34 protein-coding genes are annotated in these 24947 nt (G+C 49.9%); 17 read left to right on the forward strand and 17 right to left on the reverse strand.

Features of this window, described 5'->3' with window-relative positions; genetic code table 11:
- The first annotated feature begins 8 nt into the window (after window positions 1-8).
- The 4 genes from AWQ22_RS00405 to AWQ22_RS00415 all read left to right on the forward strand — a co-directional run bounded on the left by AWQ22_RS00405 (window position 9) and on the right by AWQ22_RS00415 (window position 2107).
- Complete coding sequence (locus tag AWQ22_RS00405) at window positions 9-287, forward strand: hypothetical protein (protein ID WP_065709843.1); 279 nt, start codon at window positions 9-11, stop codon at window positions 285-287.
- Window positions 288-289: 2 nt separating this feature from the next.
- A complete protein-coding gene (locus tag AWQ22_RS16660) occupies window positions 290-1180 on the forward strand; it encodes a hypothetical protein (protein WP_157094558.1) in 891 nt (296 codons plus the stop codon).
- A 185-nt stretch (window positions 1181-1365) separates the two neighbouring features.
- Window positions 1366-1899: a lysozyme gene (locus AWQ22_RS00410; protein WP_198166508.1), complete on the forward strand. Its 534-nt coding sequence runs from the start codon at window positions 1366-1368 to the stop codon at window positions 1897-1899.
- On the forward strand, window positions 1889-2107 hold the full coding sequence (locus AWQ22_RS00415) for a hypothetical protein (RefSeq protein WP_065709845.1): 219 nt from the start codon (window positions 1889-1891) through the stop codon (window positions 2105-2107). Before AWQ22_RS00410 ends, AWQ22_RS00415 begins: the two co-directional genes overlap by 11 nt.
- 108 nt (window positions 2108-2215) lie before the next feature.
- Here the strand turns inward: AWQ22_RS00415 and AWQ22_RS00420 are convergent, their stop codons facing one another.
- The 4 genes from AWQ22_RS00420 to AWQ22_RS16665 all read right to left on the reverse strand — a co-directional run bounded on the left by AWQ22_RS00420 (window position 2216) and on the right by AWQ22_RS16665 (window position 5150).
- Window positions 2216-2473, reverse strand: coding sequence for a TIGR03643 family protein (locus tag AWQ22_RS00420; protein WP_065709846.1), 258 nt, complete (start codon window positions 2471-2473; stop codon window positions 2216-2218).
- Between the two features lie 61 nt (window positions 2474-2534).
- The gene (gene ylqF, locus AWQ22_RS00425) at window positions 2535-3371 is read right to left on the reverse strand and encodes a ribosome biogenesis GTPase YlqF (RefSeq protein ID WP_012305713.1); all 837 of its coding nucleotides are present in this window, start codon (window positions 3369-3371) and stop codon (window positions 2535-2537) included.
- Between the two features lie 180 nt (window positions 3372-3551).
- Complete coding sequence (gene eno, locus AWQ22_RS00430; protein ID WP_012305714.1) at window positions 3552-4844, reverse strand: phosphopyruvate hydratase; 1293 nt, start codon at window positions 4842-4844, stop codon at window positions 3552-3554.
- A gap of 102 nt (window positions 4845-4946) precedes the next feature.
- On the reverse strand, window positions 4947-5150 hold the full coding sequence (locus tag AWQ22_RS16665; protein WP_143589370.1) for a hypothetical protein: 204 nt from the start codon (window positions 5148-5150) through the stop codon (window positions 4947-4949).
- Window positions 5151-5224: 74 nt separating this feature from the next.
- Here AWQ22_RS16665 and rbfA point away from each other — a divergent pair, with 74 nt between their 5' ends.
- From rbfA to AWQ22_RS00450, 4 genes are all read left to right on the forward strand, one after another.
- Entirely contained in the window at window positions 5225-5620 is a 396-nt protein-coding gene (gene rbfA, locus AWQ22_RS00435) for a 30S ribosome-binding factor RbfA (protein ID WP_012305715.1), read from the forward strand.
- An 11-nt stretch (window positions 5621-5631) separates the two neighbouring features.
- Window positions 5632-7224, forward strand: coding sequence for a glycoside hydrolase family 3 N-terminal domain-containing protein (locus AWQ22_RS00440; RefSeq protein ID WP_065709847.1), 1593 nt, complete (start codon window positions 5632-5634; stop codon window positions 7222-7224).
- A 186-nt stretch (window positions 7225-7410) separates the two neighbouring features.
- Window positions 7411-7659: a DUF4327 family protein gene (locus tag AWQ22_RS00445; protein ID WP_065711582.1), complete on the forward strand. Its 249-nt coding sequence runs from the start codon at window positions 7411-7413 to the stop codon at window positions 7657-7659.
- 67 nt (window positions 7660-7726) lie between these two features.
- Window positions 7727-7969, forward strand: coding sequence for a DUF4327 family protein (locus AWQ22_RS00450; RefSeq protein ID WP_012305718.1), 243 nt, complete (start codon window positions 7727-7729; stop codon window positions 7967-7969).
- Between the two features lie 120 nt (window positions 7970-8089).
- Here AWQ22_RS00450 and AWQ22_RS00455 read toward each other — a convergent pair whose 3' ends face one another.
- From AWQ22_RS00455 to AWQ22_RS00480, 6 genes are all read right to left on the reverse strand, one after another.
- The gene (locus AWQ22_RS00455; RefSeq protein ID WP_012305719.1) at window positions 8090-8479 is read right to left on the reverse strand and encodes a hypothetical protein; all 390 of its coding nucleotides are present in this window, start codon (window positions 8477-8479) and stop codon (window positions 8090-8092) included.
- Window positions 8480-8581: 102 nt separating this feature from the next.
- The gene (locus AWQ22_RS00460) at window positions 8582-8929 is read right to left on the reverse strand and encodes a hypothetical protein (RefSeq protein WP_065709848.1); all 348 of its coding nucleotides are present in this window, start codon (window positions 8927-8929) and stop codon (window positions 8582-8584) included.
- A 103-nt stretch (window positions 8930-9032) separates the two neighbouring features.
- Window positions 9033-9833 (reverse strand): ion transporter, encoded by an 801-nt coding sequence (locus AWQ22_RS00465; RefSeq protein ID WP_062431665.1) that lies wholly within the window; start codon window positions 9831-9833, stop codon window positions 9033-9035.
- A gap of 13 nt (window positions 9834-9846) precedes the next feature.
- Window positions 9847-10041: a heavy-metal-associated domain-containing protein gene (locus AWQ22_RS00470; RefSeq protein WP_012305721.1), complete on the reverse strand. Its 195-nt coding sequence runs from the start codon at window positions 10039-10041 to the stop codon at window positions 9847-9849.
- Between the two features lie 75 nt (window positions 10042-10116).
- The gene (locus AWQ22_RS00475) at window positions 10117-10794 is read right to left on the reverse strand and encodes a peptidoglycan-binding protein (RefSeq protein ID WP_232321413.1); all 678 of its coding nucleotides are present in this window, start codon (window positions 10792-10794) and stop codon (window positions 10117-10119) included.
- A gap of 38 nt (window positions 10795-10832) precedes the next feature.
- A complete protein-coding gene (locus AWQ22_RS00480) occupies window positions 10833-12122 on the reverse strand; it encodes a pitrilysin family protein (protein ID WP_065709850.1) in 1290 nt (429 codons plus the stop codon).
- Window positions 12123-12237: 115 nt separating this feature from the next.
- Here AWQ22_RS00480 and AWQ22_RS00485 point away from each other — a divergent pair, with 115 nt between their 5' ends.
- Complete coding sequence (locus AWQ22_RS00485) at window positions 12238-13011, forward strand: biotin--[acetyl-CoA-carboxylase] ligase (protein ID WP_084448931.1); 774 nt, start codon at window positions 12238-12240, stop codon at window positions 13009-13011.
- A gap of 78 nt (window positions 13012-13089) precedes the next feature.
- Window positions 13090-13755 carry an SDR family oxidoreductase gene (locus AWQ22_RS00490; RefSeq protein WP_065709851.1) on the forward strand — a complete coding sequence of 222 codons (666 nt, stop codon included), beginning with the start codon at window positions 13090-13092 and terminating at the stop codon, window positions 13753-13755.
- Between the two features lie 17 nt (window positions 13756-13772).
- On the opposite strand, the gene msrP is transcribed toward AWQ22_RS00490, so the two are convergent.
- Entirely contained in the window at window positions 13773-14750 is a 978-nt protein-coding gene (gene msrP, locus AWQ22_RS00495; protein WP_065709852.1) for a protein-methionine-sulfoxide reductase catalytic subunit MsrP, read from the reverse strand.
- A gap of 146 nt (window positions 14751-14896) precedes the next feature.
- Here msrP and AWQ22_RS00500 point away from each other — a divergent pair, with 146 nt between their 5' ends.
- From AWQ22_RS00500 to AWQ22_RS00515, 4 genes are read left to right on the forward strand one after another with little or no spacing between them, the layout of a single operon-like run.
- Window positions 14897-16150: an MFS transporter gene (locus AWQ22_RS00500; RefSeq protein WP_084448932.1), complete on the forward strand. Its 1254-nt coding sequence runs from the start codon at window positions 14897-14899 to the stop codon at window positions 16148-16150.
- Window positions 16151-16178: 28 nt separating this feature from the next.
- On the forward strand, window positions 16179-16481 hold the full coding sequence (locus tag AWQ22_RS00505) for a hypothetical protein (protein WP_065709853.1): 303 nt from the start codon (window positions 16179-16181) through the stop codon (window positions 16479-16481).
- Between the two features lie 31 nt (window positions 16482-16512).
- Window positions 16513-17010 carry a 2TM domain-containing protein gene (locus tag AWQ22_RS00510; RefSeq protein ID WP_065709854.1) on the forward strand — a complete coding sequence of 166 codons (498 nt, stop codon included), beginning with the start codon at window positions 16513-16515 and terminating at the stop codon, window positions 17008-17010.
- 39 nt (window positions 17011-17049) lie between these two features.
- Window positions 17050-17589 (forward strand): Uma2 family endonuclease, encoded by a 540-nt coding sequence (locus AWQ22_RS00515; protein WP_157094559.1) that lies wholly within the window; start codon window positions 17050-17052, stop codon window positions 17587-17589.
- 43 nt (window positions 17590-17632) lie between these two features.
- Here the strand turns inward: AWQ22_RS00515 and thrB are convergent, their stop codons facing one another.
- From thrB to AWQ22_RS17230, 5 genes are read right to left on the reverse strand one after another with little or no spacing between them, the layout of a single operon-like run.
- On the reverse strand, window positions 17633-18550 hold the full coding sequence (thrB, locus tag AWQ22_RS00520) for a homoserine kinase (protein ID WP_065709855.1): 918 nt from the start codon (window positions 18548-18550) through the stop codon (window positions 17633-17635).
- Window positions 18551-18571: 21 nt separating this feature from the next.
- Complete coding sequence (locus AWQ22_RS00525) at window positions 18572-19375, reverse strand: hypothetical protein (protein WP_065709856.1); 804 nt, start codon at window positions 19373-19375, stop codon at window positions 18572-18574.
- 30 nt (window positions 19376-19405) lie between these two features.
- Window positions 19406-19729 (reverse strand): MgPME-cyclase complex family protein, encoded by a 324-nt coding sequence (locus AWQ22_RS00530; protein ID WP_030006753.1) that lies wholly within the window; start codon window positions 19727-19729, stop codon window positions 19406-19408.
- 53 nt (window positions 19730-19782) lie between these two features.
- Window positions 19783-20523, reverse strand: a complete 741-nt coding sequence (locus AWQ22_RS00535; RefSeq protein WP_065709857.1) for a pyridoxine 5'-phosphate synthase — start codon at window positions 20521-20523, stop codon at window positions 19783-19785.
- Window positions 20524-20552: 29 nt separating this feature from the next.
- Entirely contained in the window at window positions 20553-20681 is a 129-nt protein-coding gene (locus tag AWQ22_RS17230; RefSeq protein WP_254903487.1) for a hypothetical protein, read from the reverse strand.
- A 145-nt stretch (window positions 20682-20826) separates the two neighbouring features.
- Here AWQ22_RS17230 and AWQ22_RS00540 point away from each other — a divergent pair, with 145 nt between their 5' ends.
- Complete coding sequence (locus AWQ22_RS00540; RefSeq protein WP_062431685.1) at window positions 20827-22116, forward strand: glucose-1-phosphate adenylyltransferase; 1290 nt, start codon at window positions 20827-20829, stop codon at window positions 22114-22116.
- Window positions 22117-22235: 119 nt separating this feature from the next.
- On the opposite strand, the gene rimI is transcribed toward AWQ22_RS00540, so the two are convergent.
- On the reverse strand, window positions 22236-22790 hold the full coding sequence (gene rimI, locus AWQ22_RS00545; RefSeq protein WP_012305736.1) for a ribosomal protein S18-alanine N-acetyltransferase: 555 nt from the start codon (window positions 22788-22790) through the stop codon (window positions 22236-22238).
- Window positions 22791-23059: 269 nt separating this feature from the next.
- On the opposite strand from rimI, the gene AWQ22_RS00550 reads away from it, so the two are divergent.
- Together AWQ22_RS00550 and lysA are read left to right on the forward strand one after the other, a co-directional pair.
- Complete coding sequence (locus AWQ22_RS00550; protein WP_062431691.1) at window positions 23060-23341, forward strand: hypothetical protein; 282 nt, start codon at window positions 23060-23062, stop codon at window positions 23339-23341.
- Between the two features lie 97 nt (window positions 23342-23438).
- Entirely contained in the window at window positions 23439-24827 is a 1389-nt protein-coding gene (lysA, locus tag AWQ22_RS00555; RefSeq protein ID WP_065709859.1) for a diaminopimelate decarboxylase, read from the forward strand.
- Window positions 24828-24947: the final 120 nt, after the last annotated feature.

Here is a 24947-nt window from a genome sequence, read left to right on the forward strand (position 1 = left end):
GAAAAATCATGGATTTTGGCATATTGATTACGGTGGCGATCGCCTCTGGTTCGACGGTGGCGGCTCTGTTTCAGCAGATAGGGGCAATGGAGCGGCGGTTAGATCAGCGGCTCGACAAAATCGAATTGGCGATCGCCACGAAGATGCCAGCCCTAGAAAGCAGAATCCAACGGATTGAAAACAATCAAAATCAAGAGGCCCGGTCGGTGCGGGCGATGGTTTCCCAGTTGGAAAAATTCGCGGCGGCGGTGGCTAGACCCGTTCCGGTCAGCCTTGAGGAGTCATAACCATGGGGCAAGTGGTGGTTTGGGGCAATGGCGATACGGTGACGGGGCAGTTTAAGGTTCCCGCCGGGAAAACTGCTGTCAGTGCTGAGGCCGTCTCACAATCTGGGGGCGTTCGCGTTGATTGGGGCGGCGGTGATGTAGTGATCTTGCCTGGGGAAAGCTGGACAGAAACCCCAAGCCAAGCAACTTGCTGGGGGGTACGGCTGAGAACTGGGGGGTATCCCGCCCCAGGGACTGCGGCCCCATCTGGGGGCTATGGGGCGTTGATTATTGCGGATGGATATGGTCAAGCACTTTGGTATGGGGGGAGTTCCGCTACTTGTCCTTACAATTCAGCCCTGATTACTCCTCCAGAACCTACAGACTCTTTCCTAAATGGGCAAGCGTTATCAAGAGCCAATGGACATCAAAATTATTCTTTTGCCCTTATTAATCAGACTCCAGCTAACTATAGTTGCAATACAAATACAAATCCGCCGGAACCTTTTTCAGGGACGATTCTCAACTATGGGCTAGGGATTTATAGAAACGGATCGTTTGTTTATGAACGTCGGGCAGCTAGTGGATCATCAAGATTTTTCACAGAGATAGTTTCTGTAAAAAGATATGCCCTAAGAAGTGGCAATGTTTGGACTGTTACGACAAATACAGGGGCAACGGCTCAAAAAGCGCAAAGGACTTCTCCTGTAGTTTCTTCAGATAGCACACCCTGTAAGGTAACGATCACCTATTCAGATGCCAGCAATCAAGACATTGTTTTAACAAACTGCGCCGATTGGTCACGCATTGAAGATGCTAGCCAATGCCCGCCGGGGTCTTGCTCTTGTGACCATCGGGACTATCGATGCTGCATTGGCAGTAATGGACAAGTAATTAAAAAAATTAGGTTGTAATAAAAATCATGTTTCCAACGACAGCTACAAAGCTTACTGACTTAAACCCTGAGCAGGTTTTAGCATTACAAAAAAGCCTTTTTCTAGCAGGCTATCATTTGACAGTTGACGGCATTTTAGGCCCGGAAACTAAACAGATATTTGCTCAGTTTAAAAAGGATGCAAAGTTAACCCGACCATCTGAGATGGGGCCAACAACTTTAGACGCTCTGGTAGAGGCGATCGCCGAAAATCTCAGAACACCAACAGACTCGACAAAATCACCCGCCAAAGTAGATTTACAGCTTATTAAAAAGTGGGAGGGCATGAGGCTTAATGCTTACCTGTGTCCCGCCGGGGTCTGGACGATTGGGTATGGATGCACTTATCTCGCCAATGGGCGGCGGGTTAAAAAAGGCGATCGCCTAAATTCCAAGGCAGAGGCCGAACAACTTTTAGATCAGGTGTTTACCCGTGATTTTCTGCCTAAGCTGCAAAAAATCCCCCACTGGCAACAGATGAGCGGTGGTCAGCAAGCGGCCTTGGCTTCTTTCGCGTGGAACCTTGGCGCTCACTTCTATGGCAACGGAAATTTTAATTCAATCACGCGGGCTTTACGCGATAAAGATTGGGCGGACGTGCCTAGAGCATTGAGGCTTTATAACCGGGCGGGAAACAAGGTGCTTAAAGGCTTGGTGGATCGTCGTGAAGATGAGGTGAGAAGCTGGAATGCCCGATAAATTGCTGGAATTGGCCCATGGTGACGGGAAAATCAATCTTTATGATTGGATTTATTTCTTACAGGCGATCGCCCCTGTAGCAATCAGTGGTGTGTGTATCTGGGCCTTGATATGGGGCGATGTGAGTAGAGAAGTAGCCAGCGATATTAAATTCCTATTGGGCGGGTCTACCATTGCCACTACGCAGGTATTGAAGCGGAAACCATAGCGGAACGGATAGGGGATACTACAAAATGTTAATTCTGCAGCGCTTCTCCACGGCGGATCTGTATTAGTGCCCCATTTAGATGAAAATCAGGTCAGTCCATGGCTTCGATTAAGAACCCTTTTGGTTTGCGGAACGAAATCGCCCTTCTATGAAATCCCGCTTTTGGAGATGTTTTGTGTTCCGCCCGGTCACCCGCTTGCGCCACATCTTAAAACTAGAGTGTTTCATATAGCGCCGCATGATTTGAATCACTTCCTTTTCCTGAAGCCCAAATTGCATCTCAATGGCCTCAAAGGTGGTGCGGTCTTCCCAGGCCATTTCGATCACCCGGTCAATGGTGGCCTCATCTAGCGCCTCAAAATTCATTGTTGTCTTTTAATAAAAGTTCTATCTAAATCAGTTCCACGCTGTACTGTAGCGCAAATCTTTAATTTGGCAATTCGAGGGGGATTTGTCCCAAAATGCCCTTACGAAATTCATTGAGCAACGTAACTGCACTACGTTCCCTGTCGCCTTGGAAGCGATGGTCTCCGAGGGCAATGACATAATCTTCGCCAGACATATCGAGGGGGTCGAGGTCATAGCGCTCAGTCAGATGCTGTTCTAAATTCAGTTCCACGAGCAAATCCACCATGGCCGCTGCGACCAGTTGGTTGTCATAGGAGGCTGCGCCAATGTCCTCACAAATGGCTAGTTTCACCGCATTATGTTGATCATCGAGCTTCCAGGGAATTACCCCTGGGGCATCAAGCATTTCAATTTGGTCAGAGATTCTCACCCAGCGCAATTGTTTCGTCACCCCAGCTTTGCGGGCACTTTCGACGACTTTTTTACCGACTAAACGGTTAATCAGGGCCGATTTCCCAACGTTAGGTAAACCCATAACCACTGCCCGCACTGGACGGGGCCGCATCCCCCGGGAAATGCGGCGATCATTCATTGCTTTTCCAGCTAATTGGGCGGCTTTAATCACACCTTTAACCCCGGTTCCTTTTTTGGCATCGGTAAAGACAGGCTGAATTTTTTGGGCTTGGTACCAATCACGCCATTGACTGAGGGTTTCGCTGGGGATCATATCCCGCCGATTGACCACGACGACCCGAGGTTTTTCACCAATCCATTCATCGACTTGGGGGTGGTGGGATGCGAAGGGGATGCGGGCATCGAGGACTTCTAGCACCACATCAACGCGGTTGAGCTGTTCTTTGAGTTGGCGTTCAGCTTTGGCAATGTGGCCGGGATACCATTGGATCGGTTGGGGCATGGGAACGAAGTCAAAACGGTGTTTTTTATCATACTGCCTTGGGTTGGGTCGAAAATTGCTTAGGGGCAAATTAGCGGCGCTTTTGGCGACTCACCACAAAAAAGACCACAGCGATAGAACACTGTGATCCGGATGGGAGTATGAAAAAGTTAAGGCTGAATGTCTGTTCAGCGAGAAAGCTTAGAATTGGGGGCCAAGACCAACTTTAGGGGCATAAACTGCGCGATCGCCAAGTTCATCCTCGATGCGGAGTAAGCGATTGTATTTTGCTACCCGTTCACTGCGGCAGAGGGAACCGGTTTTGATTTGGCCAGCACGGGTTGCCACCGCCAGATCAGCGATGGTGGTATCTTCCGTTTCCCCAGAGCGGTGACTAATCACGGACTGATAGCCATTGCGGGTCGCCAGATCGATGGTTTCGAGGGTTTCAGTGAGGGTGCCAATTTGGTTGAGCTTGATAAGTACCGCATTACCTGCTTTTTTCTCAATGCCCTGTTGGAGTCGCACCTTGTTGGTGACAAACAAGTCATCCCCGACCAGTTGTACCCTGTGGCCGATGCGCGCGGTCAAAATTGTCCAGCTATCCCAATCATCTTCATGGAGACCATCCTCAATGGAAACAATCGGGTACTTTTCGACCATCGCCGTCAGGTAGTCGATAAATTCTGCCGGACTGTGGGCTGTACCGTCGTAGGTGTACTGACCATCGGCGTAAAATTCACTGGCGGCAATGTCGAGGGCGAGGGCCACCTGTGTACCGGGTTCGTAGCCCGCCGCTTTGATCGAATCCACGAGAATTTCGAGGGCTTCTTCGTTAGAGCCTAGGTTAGGGGCAAATCCTCCCTCATCCCCAACACCCGTTAATAAACCCTTGCTGTCAAGTACCTTGCTCAGGGCAGTAAAAACTTCCGCTCCCCAACGGAGTGCTTCCTTAAAGGAGCTGGCCCCCACCGGCACGATCATAAATTCTTGGAAATCAACGTTATTAGCGGCGTGGGCACCGCCATTGATCACGTTCATCAAGGGCACGGGGAGGACGTTAGCCAAAGGGCCACCGAGATAACGATAGAGGGGCAGGGCGAGTTCCGCTGCTGCCGCTTTTGCCGCCGCGAGGGATACCGCCAAAATGGCATTGGCCCCTAGATTAGATTTGTTGTCAGAGCCATCCCGGGCAATCATGGCGTAATCAACTGTCGTTTGGTCAAGGGCATCTTTACCGATTAGTTCCGGGGCAATTTTTTCTTTCGCATTGCGCACGGCCTTTAGTACCCCATTGCCGCCATAACGGGCTTTGTCTCCGTCCCGCAGTTCATGGGCTTCAAAACTACCGGTAGAGGCTCCACTGGGCACTTGGGCGAGACCTACTGCACCGCTTTCTAAACGAACTTCTGCCTCGACGGTGGGGCGACCTCTGGAATCTAAAATTTCTCTAGCATCTATTGCTTCGATGATTGCTTCGGATTTGTCCAGCATTTGGGATTACTCACTGACCATTGATATTCAGGTATAAACATACCCTGTTCTGGTGGATTTGTTGCTTTTTTTAGGGGGGATTTTGGGAACAAGCGTCCGTTGTCAAGGTTCAGGGATATATCTTGATATTTTCTTTAGGTTTGCGGCGATCGCCAACGGGAAGATAGCTAGGGAGTTGAAGGGTAGGGTTTTTTCAAGATACACTGAGGGCGTTGTCACACCGCCAAACCGACTTCGAGTCACATCAAGCCGCCACCGCGATCGCCACATTTTTTTTGCAGCTTTTTGAATCAATGGAAGACTCAAGGAAATGGCTAAGAAGCGACTGGGGTTGTAAGTGCCTGGAACGCGGTACAGGATTTTAGGAGGCGAATAGAGTCATGGCAAATAGTCGACGGGTATCAAAAGTGTCTTCGCTAATCAAGCGGGAAGTGAGTTTGATGCTCATGCAAGATATTAAAGATGACCGAGTTGGGGCGGGCATGGTGAGCATTACTGAAGTGGAAGTGTCTGGGGACTTGCAGCACGCCAAGATTTTTGTGAGCATCTACGGTTCCGAGGAAGCCCGGGCCGAAACGATGGAAGGACTGCGGGCCAGCCAAGGATTTGTGCGTCGTACCCTAGGTCAACGGATTCGCCTGCGGCGATCGCCAGAGGTTTTATTCATTGAAGACCGTTCCCTTGAAGAGGGAGACCGGATGATCCATCTCATTAACCAACTAGAAATTAAGGATCCAGAGGAACTAGAAGCCCAAGAATCCGAGGAAATGGTGTAGCGCCCTTGGTGATGGCTCCCCTCCCCCCGGTTGAATCCTTGTCTCTCCGACAGGCGATCGCCCAGATGATCGTTGTGCGGGGGGCTGGCTATTTATTTGACCACGAACGCCCCTACCCCCAGTGGGAAGCCGATCAAACGACCCTACAACGCTGGATCGAAGCGGGGATCGGTGGCGTAATCCTTTTGGGGGGGAGTGCCGCCGAGGTAGCCCAGAAAACCAAGCAATTGCAGAGTTGGGCCGAAATTCCCCTCCTGATTGCCGCAGATATCGAAGAAGGGGTCGGCCAACGGTTTCGCGGTGCGACGGAATTCCCGCCTCCCATGGCTTTCGGTGAGATTTGGCGTACGGATCCCCACCAGGCGATCGCCCTTGCAGAAACCATGGGCGCAACTACGGCCCAGGAAGCCCTCAGCCTTGGCATCAATTGGGTTTTGGCCCCGGTGCTGGATGTGAATAACAATCCCCACAACCCGGTGATCAACATCCGTGCCTTCGGAGAAACGCCGGATCAGGTGAGTGCCTTGGGTACTGCGTTTATCCGGGGAGCGCAACAATATGCTGTTTTAACGACGGCGAAACATTTTCCGGGCCATGGGGACACGGCAACGGATTCCCACCTCGCGCTCCCCACCATTTCCCACGGTGACACGCGCTTAAATACCGTCGAATTGCCTCCCTTCAAGGCCGCTATCCAAGGGGGCGTAGATGCGGTGATGAGTGCCCACCTCATGATCCCCGCTTGGGATCAACAATATCCAGCAACCCTTTCGCCAGCAATTCTTACGGGCCAACTGCGGCACAAGCTAGGATTTGCAGGGTTAATTGTCACCGATGCGTTGGTCATGGGGGGAATTACCCAATTTGCGGCTCCTGATACCGTCGTTGTCCAGGCGATCGCCGCTGGGGCCGATATTCTCCTGATGCCTCCCGATGTGGACGGAGCGATTATTGCCATCGAAACGGCGATCAAAACAGGTCAACTTTCAGAAAGTCGCATCTATGAATCCGTAGAACGAATTTGGCAGGCCAAGCAAAAAATCCTTACGGCAACACCATCAACTTTTCCCCAGGGGATCAGCGGGGATCGCCCGGAAACGAGAAAAACCGTTGCCATGGTGCTGGAAAGAGCGACTAAACATCAAAAATCCCCCGTAAAAATATCAAGTTTTCCTGACAATTTTGCGCGCAACTTAATTGTGGTGGATTCAGTTTTAAAAAGCCCTTTTTTGCGTCCCAATTGTCCGGTGATCGCCATTCCCCAACGCCACGGCTATGCCGCTGAAATTGTCGAATTAAAAACGCTCCCTCGCCTGCAGTTAGAAGCGATCCCTACCCTTATCCAGTGTTTTCTTCGGGGTAATCCGTTTACAGAAAAACTGGCAGATCCCATCGATGTTCTCCAAAAAATTGCCGCCCAAATACCGTTACAGGGCGTTATCTTTTACGGCAGTCCCTACTTCCTCGAAGCTTTACAAACGACTTTGCCAGAAATTCCCTGGTGGTTTAGCTATGGTCAAATGGCGATCGCCCAAGCCGAAATCTGCACATCCCTCTGGGAAGAAGCGCCCCAAGCGGATCCCAGCGCCGCCGAATTCATTTAAAAAGTTCGTCGGACGTTGGACAACAGATAATCAAACCTTAATGATCTTTGATTACATTACTTAAAGTTTCGCTAAAAACGTTATTGATAAGTATTGAAATATACAGCGTTTTCTGTATAGCAATGCCTTGCATAATCCAATAGAATAGGCATGGAACAAACATCAGCCACCCAAGAGGTAAATCCTATGACCACCACGACAATGCCTCCGGCGTCTCCTATCCCAAAACATTTTTCTATTGAAATGCTCAAGGACGAAGCCCGTCAGTTGGTCGAATCAGGAACAGTAGACTGCTGCCAGCCCATTTATGTCCTCTGTCAGTTCATTCCAGCCCGGGAATGGGTTTGCGTAGAATGTGAACTTGAACGAAATGGTTTTCTTCTCCGGGATCAAATTGCGGATCTAAATCCAGCCCAATGCTGGTCTGATGACTAAATAAATTCACTGTTGTCGGTATCTGGGTGCGCTGCCCAACGCCGACCATTTCCTTGGATGACTTTCCATGACTCAATCTGTCTTTGCATTGCGATCGCCTTTCTTTTTTTCATTGGGACAAATTCGCGATGAAGTAAAACAATTAGTCGAGCAAAATCGCATCAGTCGTCAACAGCCCCTCTATAGCCTTTGTGAATATATTCCTCCCCGCGAGTGGCACTGCATCGAAGTCGAGCTAGAACGCTGTGGCTTTCTTCTCCGGGACTGCATCGGGGATTTGTTAGGGGCAGAGCGATGGGAGAACGATTAAACGATTAATTGCTCTCGTCATTCTTGCTCTAGGAAATAGACAAAAAAATAGGGCAGAAATTTTAACTGCCCCAAGCGGTTGGACTCACATAAGATTTACCGACAGCTCCGCACTCGATGCCTAGTTTGGTTCGTTTTCTTGTTTGTCCTGACGGAGCGCCGCAAGCTCGCTTTTGAGGGTGACAATTTGATCTGTTAGGTTCTTTAGTTCGTTTTGCAGATCGCTATCTTTTACTTCCGTTGCCGTGGTCACGATTTCTTGGGTACCGGGTTCCCTGGCGGCTTTGTCTTGCTGGAAGATTTTTTCGAGGAATTTACGGGCTTCTTGCTCGGTCATTTCACCTTTTTCTGACCATTCTTCGGCGCGATTTTGAAGCTCTGTACGAAATTCAGAAATTGTCACTTCCCGTTTGGTGGGATCTTGGATCGTTTCGACTAAGGTGGCAGCGGCCCCAACGGTGACATGGAAGCCCTTTTGAAACAGTTCAAAGAAGTTTGTGGATGTACTCATGGCAACAGTTTTCTCGCTTGAGGGATTGAGATGGGACTAGAAAATTGCATTATTTATGTTTAGCCTAGCGCACCGCCACAAAAATCGCTGTTATCTTTCACACTAATCGGCCTGGGCCAGATAATTCTCTAAATCTTCGATTAAACGGGGTAATTCTGCTTCGCTGGTGAGCCGAATCCGATCATCCCGGAGGGTGATCAATACCTTGGCAGCGAAGGGACTGGGGTAAATATTCGGATTGCAAAAAATCTCTAAAAAAATGTCCCCAGTGTACTGATAATTCATGGATTCTTGGGGCTGGGGACGGCTTTTGGGGTTACTATTGCCGGCGATCGCCTTCATGCTGTGCATCAGTTGATCGATTTCTGCTTTGAGGGTTTGGGCGGCAGTGCTGGTGAACCGAAAGGTGACAGAACCTTGTAATAAATTGAGGGTGAGGGGCGTTGACATTCTGTTAGTTTAAACTCGAAAAAATAACGATGGTTTCATCATAGGAATTCCTGGGGCGATCGCCAATTGTTTGTGATCTTTTATTGAGCAATGTCGCTGAATGCTAATTTAATTGATTTTGCCGGAGGGCTGTGCCACATCGCTTACAAAATTGAGCATCTTGATCATGAAAAGCTAGACCACATTTAACGCAATCGATTTCCTGTTGATTCGCACTTTTGAGAAACTGGCGTACTAAATCCCCTAACTGCCAAGGAATCACCGCAATCCCCGTGAGAATCATCGTTAAAGTCACGACTTTGCCAATGTCTGAAATGGGCGTTTTATCGCCGAAACCCACCGTGGTCATCGTCACCACGGCAAAATACAAAGCATCTAAAAAATTGCCAAAAACAGCGGGGTTAATGTCATGTTCAACTTGATAAATTAGGCCAGAATAAACAAAGATAATTGTAAATAAGGTCAGGAGAATTCGGCTAAGAATAATGCTGTCTTCGGCCTTGATCTTGAAAATCGAGATTTCTAGGCGAAAAAATCGGATCAAGCGTAGTAATCGAAACCAGCGGAACAGCCGCACAAAACGAATATCAAGGAAGCCGAAAAATAACGGGGCGATCGCCAACAGATCAAGGTAGGAAAAAAAGCTAAAAATAAACTTCCGAGGTTCAGCGGCGCCCACACAGCGACAGCAATATTCCACGGCAAATAAAATCAAAATGCCTGTATCTAAATAATCCAAATATTGTGCCCAAACCGTTGGCAAAGGATAGGTTTGCGCCACAAAAATCCCCGACGAAATGAAAATCAGTCCACACAAAGCCAAATTGAGGAGGCGGCCTGTGCCACTGTCAAAATCATCGAGGTAACGGCCTAGTCTTAATCGCCAAGGCAATTGGCTTTCCATCGAAATTTCTTTCCTAGGCGGGAGTATGGCCTGCTTCGGTAATAATATTTTTTAAGGCCGTTTCAGAAAGCGTCGTCTGAATCGAAACTACTTTACTAGGAATATCGACGGCAACTTGGGCCTTTTGATCATGATTTTGGATGGCTTTTGTAATGGTTTGACCGCAGACTTCACAGGCGATTGTCGGCACAGTAATTGTAAATTCCATAAATATTAAAAAATAACGGTTTACGGTAAGTATTTAGTCAGTTTTAAAGCCTTTCGTTTGAAATTGATTTCAATGTTAGTTTAGTAACTTGCGCCAGGTTTGAGCACCAACAATGCCATCTCCATCTAATTTCAAGGCAGTTTGGGCCGCAATGACAGCGATGCGAGTATTCGGGCCAAAAATACCATCGATACGGCCTGTGTAATAGCCCAATGCTTGCAGGCGAGTTTGCAAAAGTTTCACCGAATCCCCTTCCATGCCTTCCTTTAACAGGGGCAGCGTATCTGGATCTGTACTGGTGGCCGTTTGATTTGTGCTGGAGCTGGGAGCTGCCTCGGCATCAGTTGCTTCCTGGACTGGGGTTGCGGGGGTTTCGTTCTGGGCTGTTGTTGGGCTACTGGCTGTTGGAGTTGGGGCTTGTTCCTCAGCAACGGGTAAATTCGGCGCCGAAATCGGAAATAATGTCTCCCAAGTGGTGCGATCCATGACTCCGGTCTGGGGGATTTGGGCCGCCTTTTGAAATTGGTAGACTGCGATCACAGTCGCTTCGTCATAGGTACCCGTGGTTTCGCCGCTGTAGTAGCCTAGCAATCGGAGGGTGGTTTGTAGCTCCTGAACTACAGTCCCCGTACTACCAATGCGCAATTCTGGCCGGGGGGATTGGGCGCTTACCAGGGGGCTAAGGCCGAGGCTACTTGCTAAAATCAGGGCCGTCGATAGACCTAAATTTAAAACGGTTTGACGCGCAGACATGACGATTTTCTTCATGATGTTTAGGGGGCGATCGCCTTTTACGATAGCTGAAGATCTTCGATCAGGGAAAGAGCCGTTTGGGAGCCCACCACCGACACATAGGGATGGCGGAAATGACGTTGGGCCGCTTGATGGGTTTCCGCCGTTGTGATCTTTTCGACGTGGTGCTGGAAAGCTTGATCAAAGTCGATGCCGAGGCCAATGCTCTCATACCATCCAAAAATTTGTGCCAATTCAGCATTGGTCTGTTTCCCCAGAGCATACTGGCCGAGGAGTTTATTCTTCGCAATTTGCAAATCCGCTTCCGATAGGGGGGCCGCCACCAGCCGTTGGATTTCTTGGTGTAATCCATTCAAGGCGATCGCCGTATTTTGGGGGGCCGTACCGATGTAAGTAATAAATTGAGATTGACTCAAGCGCGTGGGAAAAAACGCCGACACGTCATAGGCAAGCCCTTGTTTTTCTCGCAACTCCACAAATAGCCGACTCGATAAACCATTGCCCAGATAGGTGCTGAGGAGTTTCAACGCAAAAAAATCATCATCGGCCACCGTTCCCGTCAGATAACCCAAGATAATGATCGCCTGTTGACTTTCTTTTTCCTTTGTCCACACCCCTCCCTGGGGCTGTAGGGGCGCAATTTCTAAGCTTGGTAGCGGCGTTGTCGGGTTTTGCCAATCTCCTAAAGTCTGTTCCACGATTGCCTCTGCCTGTTCGAGGGTCAGCCGACCGGAGAGGCTAATCACCAAATTGTCTGGCCGGAAATGGGTTTGGTGGGCCTGTTGTAAATCTGCAGCCGTGAATCGCGCCACCGTTTCTGCCGTCCCTAAAATAGATTGGCCGTAGGGATGCCGGGGATACATCTGGCTCCGGAGGAGGTCATAGGCCACATTAAAGGGCTGCTCCATTTGGGAACGGATATTTTGTAGGGTAATTTTGCGCTCTAACTCCACCTCTTCGGGGGGGAAAGTCGGTTCCCGGAGGATTTCTGCTGCTAGCTTGAAAATTGTATAAAAATCCTTTGTGACTGTCTTGAGACTCAGGGCCACATAATCGTTGGACGCACTCGCGCCGAGGCTCGCGCCGATGGATTCGATTTGTTCGGCAATTTCGACAGCACTGTAACGGCTTGTTCCCTTCGTAATTACTGCTGCCAAGAGATGAAATAAACCCGCTTGGTCGAGGGATTCCCACCGTCCGCCCGCCTGGGGAAAAAATAAGCGCGCTGCCACCAAGTCTGCCACAGGATTTTCCGTCACAATTAGGATAATGCCATTTTTGAGGACGGTGCGGTGGGTCATTTGGGGAGACGTGGGGCTAGCAACCATGGGCAGATGAAACTTTCCGAAAAAGAACGCTGGCGTTTCACTTTAGCAAATTCCTGGGGTGAGGAACGCTGCAAGGTACGCTATTTGAGAAAAGCGATAAAAATATTTACTGACTGTGTTCCATCCTGACGCGATTCAAGGGGCCTTAAGCGATCTTCTCGCCTGTGAAACGACACTTCCCATCGAAGTTTTCCTGGAGCTTGACTCGACCAACGTGCTCCTGTGGCAACGGTATCAAGTACAATGCACAATGCCTAGGGTGGCGATCGCCTTAGCCCAGACAGCGGGGCGGGGCCAGTGGGGACGCACCTGGATTTCTGCACCAGGGGGATTATATTTGTCGGTTTTGTTGCCCATAAAATTAGACCCTCAATTCGCCTATGGCTTAACCCTGGCCAGCGTTTGGGGAATTGTTGAAATGTTCCAACAGCAAGGGCTTCCCGTACAAATTAAATGGCCCAATGATCTTCTCCTGCAAGGCAAGAAACTGGGGGGCATTAAAACCGAAACAAAAGTCTCCCAGGGGAAAATTAGCGCGGCCGTGGTCGGGGTCGGCATTAACTACCAAAATCCGGTTCCCCCGACGGGCATTAACCTCGAACAATTCTGGCAAGGGGAGCTAAAAATTAAAGGCGATCGCCTTGCTGCGTTGGTTATTGCCGGAATTCTGCAGGGGACGAAAAAACTAGCTCACAGTTCCATTGAAAATATATTGCCGGGCTATTTAAAACATCTCAAAAACCTAGGCGAGACAATCACCTACGAAAGCCATCAAGGAATCATTACCGGAGTCAATCAAAAGGGCGAACTCCTGGTTAAACTGACTGCTCCAGGGGCCAGTAGCATTGTAAAAATTCCCCCAGGGCAAATCTCCCTTGGTTATGAATAATGCCGTTTTAGATTTGACTTTCCCAGTGGAGCTTGCCACACTGCGAATCATGGCCTTGAAATAAGCATAAAGAGAAAGATGAAAACCTATCTGATTACCGGAGCAAACCGGGGCATCGGCCTGGAATATTGCCGTCAACTCAACGCCCAAGGCGATCGCGTGATTGCTGTTTGTCGGACGCCTTCTGAGGAATTGTTGCAACTGGGTGTAACGGTAAAAGCGGATGTGGATCTGACGAATCCCGATGCCGTCAAACAGCTTGCCCAAGATCTCCAGGGAGAAACTATTGATGTCTTGATTAATAACGCCGGGATTTTAGAACGGGTCGATTTGGATCAGTTAGATGTTGACAGTATTCGCCGTCAATTTGAAGTAAATGCGATCGCCCCGCTGCGTTTCACCCAAGCCCTTTTAGCGAATCTTAAATCTGGTTCAAAAATTATCCTGATGACCAGTCGCATGGGTTCCATCGAAGACAATACCTCCGGCGGCTCCTATGGCTATCGAATGTCAAAAGTCGCCCTTTCCATGGCCGGAAAATCCCTGGCGATCGATCTCAAACCCAGGGGAATTGCGGTGGGTATTTTACACCCTGGCCTCGTCAAAACGCGGATGATTAATTTCCGGGAAGATGGCATTAGCCCCGCTGTGGCAGTCAAAGGATTGTTGGCCCGCATTGAAGCACTAAATCTCGATAATACAGGCACGTTTTGGCACGCCAATGGGGAGATTTTGCCCTGGTAAGTGGTGCGTCATTTTTTCTAACTGTAGAGGCTGGCGACGTATTCCCCGTAGCCATTGTAGGGTAGAGTTTCCTTCATTTCCCAGCTAAATTCTGGGGTATTGCCAATAAATTTTTCGGTGGCCTGGGACCAGCGGGGATGGGGCACATTTGGCTCGACGTTGGCTTCAAATTTGTACTCGTGGCCATCGATGGTATTCCAATAGGTGGCGGGCTGTTCGGCAAGGAATTCGATTTTGACGATAGATTTTGCCCCCTTAAAGCCGTATTTCCAGGGAATGACCATGCGCAGAGGCGCGCCATGCTGTTTCGGCAAATCGTGGCCATAGATTCCCAGAGCAAAGAAAGCGAGTTCGTTATTCATCTCTTCAATGCGCAATCCCTCGGTGTAGGGCCAGGGCAAATTCCCCAAGTGAAAACTAGGGCCATAGGTAACATTTTCGTCGTAATAGCTGGTGAAGCGGACAAACTTGGCTTGGGTCTTGGGTTCGACAGCTTTGATTAATTCGCGCATGGGAAAGCCAATCCAGGGCAGCACCATCGACCAGGCTTCGACACAACGGAAGCGGTAGATGCGTTCTTCGAGGGGGAATTTTGTTTTCAGATCGTCGATATCGTAGGTTTGGGGGTTGTTCACGAGGCCGCCCACTTCTACTTGCCAGGGCTTAGTGGGGAGGTTTTGGGCGTTTTGCCAGATGCCTTTGGTACCGCCAAATTCATAGAAATTATTGTACTGACCGGCGAAGAGTTCTTTGGTGATGGGGCGATCGCCAATTTTCCGGAAGTCGGGATTTTTAATCGCGTCTAGTTTGGGCAAATCTAAAGTTTCACGGAGGGCACTGTACTGCTGATCCTGGGACTGACAACTCGCCAAGCCAATGCCCACCCCGGCCCCCAGGAGAGTTTTGATAAATTTGCGGCGGTTCCAATAGACGCTTTCGGTGGTGACGAGATTTTCGGAAAGGGTATAGCTGGGGGGGACTTTAAACAGCACCATGGCGGGTTTTGCAGAGGACGAGTAGGGTTATACGTTTTAAAAATCTAACGCATTTTGCCAAGGGTCTCCGGCCCCAACTTCGTTAACATCCCTTTACAATTTGAAAAGATATGTCATGTGTTCAAGCAATTGTTAGGGAAATTTAGGTGAAGGTTTTTTTGCAGCTCCAGTCGGAAATGCGCTGGAATTTGGGCTTGTTATTTTTAGCGGCCCTGGGATTTTGGTTGAGTATGACCAGTTTATTACCGGTGCTCCCGGCCTATATCCAAGATTTGGGGGCAACGGATCAGCAGGTGGGCTTTGTGATGGGTTGCTTTGCCATCGGTCTGCTTTTGGCCCGCACCCGCCTCGGCAAAATGGTCGATGAGCAGGGTCGCAAACGGGTGATTCTCATTGGTGCTGTGGTGGTGGCGATCGCCCCTTGGGGATATATTTTTTTAAATTCGATTCCCCAGATGATGGTGTGGCGAGCATTCCATGGGATCAGTATCGCCGCCTTTACGACGGGTTATAGTGCCCTGGTGGTGGATTTGGCCCCAGAACGAAACCGGGGTGAGGTGATCAGTTACATGAGTTTGGCGATTCCGGTGGGGATGTCCATTGGGCCAGTCTTGGGGGGCTATCTCTTGGGGGTCGTCGATTACCCGTGGATCTTTGCGGCGTCGGGTCTGTGTGGGGTGGGGGCTTTGCTCCTGGCCAGTCAAACTAAAGAATCTAATCCCCAGGCGATCGCCATTGATAAAAATTCCCTGACGCCCAACCAAGGGGAAACCAACCGTGATTACCCGGAACTGTTTCGCCATAAGGGACTCTACATTCCTTCCTTGATTATGCTCTGCATTGGCTTGGTATTCGGCGTGTTAGTGACGTTTCTCCCCCTGTACATTCGGGAACTGGGCTTAAATTTCAATACCGGACTGTTCTACGGGGCGGCGGCCATTTCCAGTTTTAGCAGTCGTATCCTCGTGGGTCGGGCGTCGGATACCTTGGGGCGGGGTTTGTTTATTAGCGGTAGTCTGCTCTGTTACGCCGCAACGATGCTGATCCTCACCAACGCCAGCGGGACAAATTGGTTTGTCCTGGCAGGGGCAGTGGAAGGTTTGGGGGCGGGTACGCTGGTGCCGATGATGATTGCCCTGATGTCGGATCGTTCCTCCAGTGCGGAGCGGGGAAAGGTTTATTCTATTTGTATTGGCGGCTTTGATGTGGGAATCGCCCTGGCGGGTTTATTGCTCGGCACCGTGACCCAGACCGTCGGTTATCAAGAGATTTTTGCGATCGCCGCCGGGTTGGCCCTGTTTTCTTTCTTTATTTTTCTCACCCAGGGCAATGCCAAAATTGGTACATCCCTCAAATTTGCCCTGGGGCGCACGGGCGATCGCTATGCCCAAAAATTTTAAAATCGGCTAATTATTCGCACAGTTCAAGATGAAACATCCCGAACCTCTTTCCCTACCTCCCCTTGCCCCCTACGAAGACCGTTTGCTCCATGCCCTTGCTTTTTTTCGGACAGGCCGGGCCGTGGAAACCCAAGCTCACCACTGCCTATCTATGTACCTACGCCAGGGGGAAGCGCGCGTGATAGGAGAAGTGGGCTTCTATGCCAAATTGCTCAAGATCAGTCCCGATGAATTATTGGAATTGATCTATTGCAATCCAAGCCAAGCCCAAACGCTGTTAGCCGAATTTGGGGCGATCGCCCCCGTCGCAGAGGAAAATCATTCGGCATAATGGAAGAAAACCATTCCGTTGCGATGCATCGATGAGCGCACCCCAAGGGCCCGACACCTATCAAGTTGAAGATATCCAAGCCATTCTCCGATTGGCGATCGCCCGCCGGGATACCGATGGCGAACTGACCCGCAGCCAACTCGAAGAAATTGCTGCTGACCTGGGCATTCCCCAAACCGACCTCGTCGCTGCCGAACAGACTTGGCTCGACCTCAAGGTTGAAACCAGCAAAAAGCAAGAATTCAATTTATATCGCCGTCAACGCCTCAAAAACCGCGCGATCCGTTTTGGTATCGTCAATAGCTTCCTCGTTGGCCTGGATACCCTCGATACCGGACATCCTTCCTGGTCTCTGTATGTGCTACTGCTGTGGGGGCTGTTTTTTACCCTACGCAGTTGGCGACTGTGGCAAACCAGCGGCACCGATTACGAAACGGAATTTCAGAAATGGGACCGCAAAATGCAACTCAAAGAATCTGTCCAAACCCTGTGGCAAAAAACCCAGGAATTCCTTAAGGGCATTTCTTAGGGCCACATTTAATCTAGTCATCATTGCTAACCCAAGCCCATGACCCAGATCCCTAAACCCATCGCGACTGAATTAGAGGATTTTTTACGTCAGAAAAATATCGAAGCTTCCCCTGCTTGGGAATTTCTGTTTGGGTCTGCAAAACAAAAGCCGATGCCGTCTCTGTTCCACTCCCGTCTCCAGCGCAATTTGGTAAACGCCATTAACCAGCAAACCACCCAGTATGAAGCGATTCAGGAGTTGCGTTGTATTGTGCCGCCCCTGTCGCCTGTGCCGGATATTGTGGTCGCCAAAGCAGAGAGATTAACAGAAGATGGCCCATTACAGGGAGCGCCGGACTGGCTAATTGAAATTCGCTCCCTCGACCAGAGCACCCTTGATCTTCAAAACAAAATTCTGCATTGTTTGGGGCAAGGAACAGAATTGGCTTGGTTAATTGATATTCAGCGGGAACGGGTTTGGGTTTGGGAACAGGATGAGCTACCCATTATTTACGCTGGCGATAACGTTTTACCGACTCTAGGGGCAATCAAAAATCTGACGGTTGCAACAGTGATCGCCATGACCCAGCAGCGTTAAACCTGAATTTTCCCGTTAATTGTCGAGCCTCGCAATCCACTCCCTAAAGGATGACCGTGCCCCGTTGGTCAATGTCTAAAACGTGGGCGATCGCCTTTACACCAATCCCTTCCCAAGCGGTTTGCATCGCCGTTGCGACTTTGGGGGCATTTTCTGGCGCCGCAAGCGCTAATAAAGTCGGGCCAGCGCCACTGATTACCATGCCATAGGCCCCAGCGGCGATCGCTGCCTGTTGCACTGGGTCATAGCCTTTAATCAGGTTTTTTCGGTAGGGCTGATGAATTTGATCATCTAGGGCTGCCGTTAAATATTCAGCCTTGTTTTGCGCTAATCCATGGGGCAACAAACCCAACCGCGACGCATTGAAAATCGCCTGGGCCCGGGCGTACTGTTGAGGCAAAACGGCGCGAGCTTCTTCCGTGGACAGCTCAAAATCAGGGATCGCCACCACAGGCACCACATTTTTATGCCAAACCCAAGGGCAAATTACCCAATCCTGCTGATGTTTCACCGACAGTTGACAGCCCCCCAGTAGGGCAGGCACCACATTATCGGGGTGGCCCTCCATTTCGATGGCGAGGTTCATAATTTTCCGCTGGCTCAGAGGAGATCCGGCCAGGGCATTGGCCCCCACTAAGCCGCCCACAATTGCCGTCGCTGAACTGCCCAACCCACGGGACAAAGGCACTTTGAGATCAATGGCAATATTTACATGGGGGACAGGCTGGCCGAGGCTTGCAAACACTTTCGCAAAGGCACGGTAGAGCAGATTGTCGGCTGTGGCTTCGAGTTTCTGGGTTTCCACATCCGCACCGACGAGTGCGAGGCTGAAAAATGGCTCCCTTTCCCCCGCAAGGCGAAATTGAAACTGGTTATGGAGACTAAGGGCAGCACCTAAGCAGTCAAACCCAGCGCCGATATTGGCAGTGGTAGCAGGGACTTGGACGTGGATAGAGGTCATAAACTTTTTCAAAAAAACAAATCAAAGGCTAATGTCGGCCTTCAGCAGAATGACTTGATCGGCAGGAACGGCGATCGCCCCGAGGCCATTTTGATTAAGACGATTTAACAATTCGGTGATCCGGGCGGCGTCTGCGGTGTGGGCCGCCAGTAGATAACCGCGTCCCCCGTAGGCGACCAAACCAATATTTTGACCCATTAAACGCTGCAACTGATTGGCGATCGCCAAATTCCCGCCGTATTCTACCAGCACCCCGAATCCCCCCCGGAGTCCTTGGGGTCGGAAGTTAGCTGGCCCTTGGGTTGCGGGGGGAGGCGTCGATTTTGCTTCCGCCTGGGGCTGGGCCGGGGGCAAAGCAACGTTACGGGTTGGTGTCTCGGTCGTTTCGACCACCACATCGGGGGCGATCGCCGTTGCCATGGGGGGAATAGTCGGCGCTTGGCTGGTTTCTAGGGCCAAATCACTATCTACTGGGGTGATCACCATCAAGGGCAAACCCACCGCTTCCCCAAAATATTCGGCCCACTGGGTCGCGTTTTCGAGGCTCGTAAAGCCCCCGACCCGACTGAGAACATTGCCATCGTATTCACAAACCACCGCCTGTTGGTTTTCCGGGAGGGTTTGACTCACTTGATTGCGCACTTCCGCCTGGAGGGGTTGGGATGGGGTAAATACCAATACCAAAAACTCTGCGCCCTGGGGCGGCTGACATTGGGATAAACCCCGCTGGGCAACACTGGGGGGGACAAAGGCGATCGCCGCAATACTCCCGATGCAAGCAGCACGCCCAAGCCTAATCAACGGTTGCCAGAAATTGCCCATCATAAGTTCACACGCCAGAAAGAATAGGGGAGTCTAAGCGGCTAGGGACTTGAGGGGCTCTGGAATTTCCTCAGAGGGAGCCTCAAATTCGCCGACGTAGATATACTCCAACCGTAATTTTAACCAAGTAATAAATTGCTTCTTCGTGGAGATGATCGCCACACAGGGTTTGGGGGTTTTTTCGCTGGCTTCTTTGAGGCTGGGAGCGTTGATAAAGGCCGGATTCTCCACTACCCAAAAATCCCGTTCTTTGCCTTGTTCTTCGTAGTGGCGGATGCGTTCTTTGATCACTTCCTCAAAGGGTTCTTCTTCAAAGAGAAATTTTTGGCTGGCCAGGGCAAAATGATAGGTCGTCATCACTTGTTCAATATAGAAAGATTTATAACTGTTTTTGTTCCAGTAAAGATACCCTACAATTGTCCCCACATGGCAAGCTTCATCTCCCGCACGGCCCGTTCTAAGCCCACCAACACAGCCCGGCTGATGATGGTATGCCCGATGTTTAACTCTTCCATGCCTTCGATACAAGCGACGGGGTAAACATTACGATAGGTTAAGCCATGGCCGGCGTTGACCCGTAACCCCAGGGTGATCGCCTGTTTTGCCCCAGTTTCTAAGGCTGCTAATTCAGTCTGCTGTGCTTCAGGATCGTGGGCCTCGGCATATTTTCCCGTGTGCAGCTCGATAAATTGCGCCCCGGTTTTCTGGGCCGCTTCGATTTGCTCTAGCTCAGCATCGATAAACCAACTGACAGGAATCCCGGCCCCCTGGAGCTGTTCAACCACTTCCTTAAACCGGGCAAAATTACCCACGATGTCGATCCCCCCTTCCGTGGTAATTTCCTCGCGTTTTTCGGGGACGAGGGTCACGTAGTCGGGTTTGATGTCTAAGGCGATCGCCACCATTTCCGCCGTGGGGGCCATCTCTAAATTCAGGTGGGACTGCACCGTCTGCCGCAGGATTTTGACATCCCGGTCTTGGATATGCCGCCGGTCTTCCCGGAGGTGTACCGTAATCCCGTCGGCTCCCCCTAGTTCTGCTAAGGTTGCCGCCGCCACTGGATCTGGTTCTACCGTGCGTCGCGCTTGGCGAATCGTTGCAACATGGTCAATATTCACACCGAGGGTCAGGCGAGGATTTGGGGAAACCATTAGGGAAAATAAGCTTAGAAGATAAAAAACTAAAAGCCCATTTTATCAGGGTTGCCAAAGGAGATGGAAGGGGCATTACGCAGAATTTGCAGGGGATTACCACGATCCCCCACTGGATCTCTGGGGGCGGCGATCGCCCTTAAATAAACGATTCCCAAATCTTAAAATGACGTCGGTGAAAATCAGACCTATGATGGATTCTGGGGAAAAAATCCCGAAAAAGTTTGAATTGTTACTTTTCGAGATCCCCCCTCCAGTCATACACTTGACACAGAGGTCAAAGGCAGTCGTGAGGTCTTTTTTGTGAAACGAGTCCTAGGAATCATACTTGGCGGCGGCGCAGGTACTCGCCTATATCCGCTAACAAAACTCAGAGCTAAGCCCGCAGTACCTCTAGCAGGCAAATATCGTCTCATTGATATTCCTGTTAGCAATTGCATTAATTCTGAAATTCATAAAATCTACGTTTTAACCCAATTTAATTCAGCATCTTTAAATCGTCACATTAGTCGAACCTACAACTTTACCGGCTTCACCGAAGGCTTTACCGAAGTACTCGCAGCCCAACAAACTAAAGAAAATCCCGATTGGTTCCAAGGCACCGCCGACGCTGTCCGACAGTACAGTTGGCTTCTAGAAGACTGGGATGTCGATGAATACATCATCCTCTCCGGTGATCACCTCTACCGTATGGATTACCGTGAATTTATCCAGCGCCACCGTGACACTGGGGCAGACATCACCCTGTCTGTGGTTCCCGTGGGCGAAAAAGTGGCCCCCGCCTTTGGGTTGATGAAAATTGATGCCAATGGTCGTGTCGTGGACTTTAGTGAAAAGCCCACCGGTGAAGCCCTTAAGGCGATGCAGGTGGATACCCAGTCCTTGGGTCTCGATCCAGAGCAGGCGAAAGAAAAGCCCTACATTGCGTCGATGGGGATCTACGTCTTTAAGAAACAAGTACTCCTCGATCTACTCAAAGAAGGCAAAGATAAAACCGATTTCGGGAAAGAAATTATTCCTGATGCGGCCAAGGACTACAACGTTCAGGCCTATCTCTTTGATGATTATTGGGCTGACATTGGGACCATCGAAGCTTTCTATGAAGCAAACCTTGGCTTGACGAAGCAGCCGATCCCACCCTTTAGTTTCTATGACGAAAAGGCACCCATCTACACCCGGGCACGCTACTTACCGCCGACGAAGGTGCTCAACGCTGACGTGACAGAATCGATGATCAGCGAAGGTTGCATCATTAAAAACTGCCGCATTCACCACTCAGTTCTTGGTATTCGCACCCGTGTCGAAGCGGACTGCACTATCGAAGATACGATGATCATGGGTGCAGATTATTATCAGCCCTATGAAAAGCGCCAGGATTGTCTCCGTCGTGGCAAGCCTCCCATTGGGATTGGTGAAGGTACAACGATTCGCCGGGCGATCGTCGATAAAAATGCACGCATCGGTAAAAACGTGATGATCGTCAATAAGGAAAATGTGGAGGAGTCAAACCGTGAGGAGCTTGGCTACTACATTCGCAGCGGCATTACAGTGGTGCTAAAGAACGCCGTTATTCCCGACGGTACGGTCATTTAAGATCTGTTGCGGTTCTTGTTTTAAAAATTTTTTTTAAATCACATTTTTTGTCTAGGCAATGTGCCCTGTCTCTCGGTGAGATGGGGTTTTTTTGTGGACAGAGATAACCTTTAGCATTTCTAAGCATCGAGAGACCAAGACCAGTGGTTTTGCTGGAGTCGTTGGGCAATGGTCGCTCCCCAGGCTTCTAATTGGACAGTAAATTCGGGCTGATCTAAACCCTTGCGCCACATGATCAGGGCGTCTTCTCCGGTGTCTTGGTAGTACCCTTTACGGCGTCCGGCCAGGGTAAAACCAAATTTTTCGTAGAGGGCGATCGCCCGCTGATTGGATTCTTTGACTTCGAGGGTCGCCCGTTCTAAACCCCGTAACCAAGCATCCCGGAGCAAACCTAACAAAATGAGTTGTCCCAAGCCCTGCCGTTGCACCTCCGGATGAACGGCCATGAGCGTAATGTGAGCTTCTTCGACAATCGCCCAGAGACAACCCAATCCCAATAATTTATTTGGATCATGGGGAGCCGGCACAATCAGCAAGGTACTATTTGGACTTTCTAGTTCCCGTAGATAACCATCCTTAGACCAAAGGCCACCAAAACATAATTGATCTAAAACCAATGCCTGGGGCAGTGTTTGTTCTGTCAGGGGCTGCACCGATAAAGCAACTGCACTCACAAATCTCACCACTCACTCATAAAAATACTTGAAAAGTTTATCAAATGCGAACAGCAGAAAAATTGAAAGACACCAGGTTAAGTAATTAAATTTTTATGTTCATGGTGGTGCCGAAAATAATCATCCATCATCCTCTCTCGGTAGCAAAGACAATTAGTTTATAAAAATTGTTAAACAGTTTTTTTATCCATTTGTACAATGACAGCAGATTTCACGCACAAACGATGCAAAAAAAAAGTAGAACTCTCAAAGCAATTACCTTAAAAAGTATGGCAGTTGTCGCTCTGTGTAGCGGCTCCCTCTTGGGGTTTAGTCACAATGCCATGGCCCAGGAATTTAACGGTGGCTCGATGACTGTATCGGAAGGAAGAAATGGTACAGAAATTACTATCAAAACTAAGAATGGTAGTACCATTCGAGTCCGTGTCAGTGAAAGTGGAGCTTCGAATGTCAACAATACTTCGAGCAGCGGTGAAAATACCAATACGACGACGGGGCGGGATGGTGATCAAACGACAACTACCAATGCCAATGAAAATTTAGACAAATAGCTGCCATTTCCATAGCAAGGGTGATTATTTTTTCGGTATCCTTATTTACCTATGATTCTATTGAATCTAGTAAAAGATAACCACAAAGTAATTGCTTATGTTAACCGCAGCCTCCACAGACAATACAGGTCGGCAATATTTGCCCCAAAATCCAGATGGCCTGTCTCCCAACCAAGCGTTAATGCCCCTGACCAGCACCGTAAATGGCCAGGATCACTTAGTGGTGGGAGGCTGCGATGTGACTGAATTGGTCAAGCAATATGGTTCTCCGTTATATATCCTCGATGAATACACCCTGAGAACCACCTGCCGTCAATACCGCGACAGTTTCCAAAAATATTACGGTGGTGAATCCCTCGTGATTTATGCATCTAAGGCCTGGAGCTGCATGGCCATCTGCGCCATTGTTGACAGTGAAGGGTTAGGCTTCGATGTGGTTTCTGGGGGAGAACTCTACACAACCCTCAAAGCTGGAGTCAGCCCGCAAAAAATTTATTTCCATGGCAACAACAAATCCCGCGAGGAACTGAATTTTGCCCTCGACCAAGGGGTGACGATCATTGTTGATAATTTCTTTGAGTTGGAATTGCTCAAGGCACTCACAGGCGATCGCCAAACAACGGCCAAGATTATTTTGCGCCTCACCCCCGGCATCGAGTGCCATACCCACGAATACATCCGGACGGGGCATTTAGATAGCAAATTTGGCTTTGACCCGAACCAAATTGAAGCGGCCTTTGCCCTGGTGAGCCAGGCTGAATTTTTAAACTGTATTGGTCTCCATGCCCACATTGGGTCGCAAATTTTTGAACAACAACCCCACAAAGATCTCGGTGATGTCCTCGCTGGTTGGTATAAAAAAGCCGCTGACTATGGCCTAAACCCAGAAATTCTCAACCTTGGGGGCGGTTTAGGGATTCGCTATACCGAATCCGATGATCCCCCCAGCATTGAAGCCTGGTCGCAAAATGTTGCTCAGTCCCTCGAAGCCGCCTGCCGGAGCCATGGGATTGCGCTACCGAAATTAATCGTAGAGCCGGGCCGCTCCCTCGTCGGCAGTGCTTGCATTACCGCCTATACCGTCGGGAGCCGTAAGGTTGTGCCAGAAATTCGTACCTACGTTTCTGTGGATGGCGGCATGTCTGATAATCCCCGTCCGATTACCTACCAATCTCTGTACCGGGCGGTCATTGCTAATCGCCTGTCGGCCCCCTGCGAGGAAACAGTCACGGTAGCGGGTAAACATTGTGAGTCGGGGGATGTGGTGATCAAGGATGCCCAACTGCCCACGCCCCAACCGGGGGATATCCTTGTGGTGCTGGCGACGGGAGCCTATAACTACAGTATGGCCTCGAATTACAATCGCATCGGTCGCCCGGCAGCCGTACTGGTGAATGAAGGGGAGGCCCAACTGATTATCCGTCGGGAAACCTTGGAGGATTTAGTGCGTCAAGATTGTTTACCGGAGCGGCTACGTCAAGGCTGATCTATTTTCATTGGTTAAACATTTTTGGGGTAACGGGGTAGATGGGGTAGCCACATTGGGGCGATCGCCAACCCCGTTTTTCTTTGCCCAAGGTTACCCCCGCCATGACATGATAGAGTC

It is taken from the genome of Picosynechococcus sp. PCC 7117 (genome assembly GCF_001693275.1).
In the GTDB taxonomy this organism is placed as follows: Bacteria; Cyanobacteriota; Cyanobacteriia; order Cyanobacteriales; family MRBY01; genus MRBY01.